This is a genomic window from Thauera phenolivorans (assembly GCF_001696715.1).
GTDB lineage: Bacteria > Pseudomonadota > Gammaproteobacteria > Burkholderiales > Rhodocyclaceae > Thauera > Thauera phenolivorans.
On the sequence record NZ_MBFM01000008.1, the window covers coordinates 14,510 to 15,625 of the forward strand.

The following is a 1,116-nucleotide window of genomic DNA, read 5'->3' on the forward strand; positions in this document are numbered from 1 at the left end:
GACGTGCGCCAGTACGGCATGGCCAAGGAGGGGCTGATCGCCCGCCAGTTCATGCTCGGCGTGGTGCAGACCGCCGAGGGGCTGCCGATCTACCACGAGGTGTTCGACGGCAACACGGCTGAGACGCGCACTCTGCTGCCCACGCTCACCAAGGTGCTCGAGCGCTTCCCGTCGGTGCAGCGCCTGGTGCTGGTGGCCGACCGGGGACTGCTCAGCCTGGATAACCTCGAGGCGCTGAAGGCCGTGCGCTTGGCCAGCGGCAAGCCGCTCGAATTCATCGTCGCCGTGCCCGGTCGGCGCTACAACGAGTTCATCGACCTGCTCGAACCCTTCCACGAACAACAGTGCGCAGCGGCCACGCAGGAAGTGGTCTCGGAGCACGCCTGGAACGATCTGCGGCTGGTGGTCGCGCACGACCCGGCAACAGCGGCTGCCAAGACCGGGCAGCGCAACGAGCGCATCGACGCGCTGATCCGCCAGGCGGACCAATGGACCGGCAAGCTCACCGAGCAGGACGAAGGCGTGAAGCACCGGGGCCGCAAGCTCTCGGACAGCGGCGCCAAGGCGCGCTTCTACCACGCGGTCAGCGAAGCGCACCTGTCGCGCATCATCAAGGTGGATCTGGGCGAGGAGCTCTTCAGCTACCACATCGACGACAAGGCGAAGCGTCTTGCCGAAATGATGGACGGCAAGCTGCTGCTGGTCACCAACGCCGAGGGGCTCGCCGCGCAGAACGTGATTCAGCGCTACAAGTCCCTCGCCGACATCGAGCGCGGCTTCAAGGTGCTCAAGTCCGAGATCGAGATCGGCCCGGTGTATCACCGCCTGCCCGAGCGGATTCGCGCGCACGCGTCGATCTGCTTCATGGCGCTGATCCTGCACCGGGTGATGCGCAGTCGCCTGAAGGCGGCCGATGCGGGCTACACGCCCGAGCGCGCGCTCGAGCAACTGCAGCGCATCCAGCATCACCGCGTGCGCCTGAACGGCGGCGAGCCGGTGGCCGGGGTGTCGACGCTCAGCACCGAGCAGAACGAGGTGCTTCATGCACTGTAAGCGCTCCACGAACCCCATCCTTACGTAGCCCTGGGTGAGCCCGCATGCTTCGGCTTCCGTTTT

General features: G+C 66.4%; 1 pseudogene. It reads left to right on the top strand.

Going from position 1 to position 1,116, the window contains the following annotated elements:
- A pseudogene (locus tag BB334_RS17265) lies at positions 1-1,053 on the top strand (IS1634-like element ISAzo14 family transposase); the annotation flags it as partial.
- Positions 1,054-1,116 lie beyond the last annotated feature (63 nt).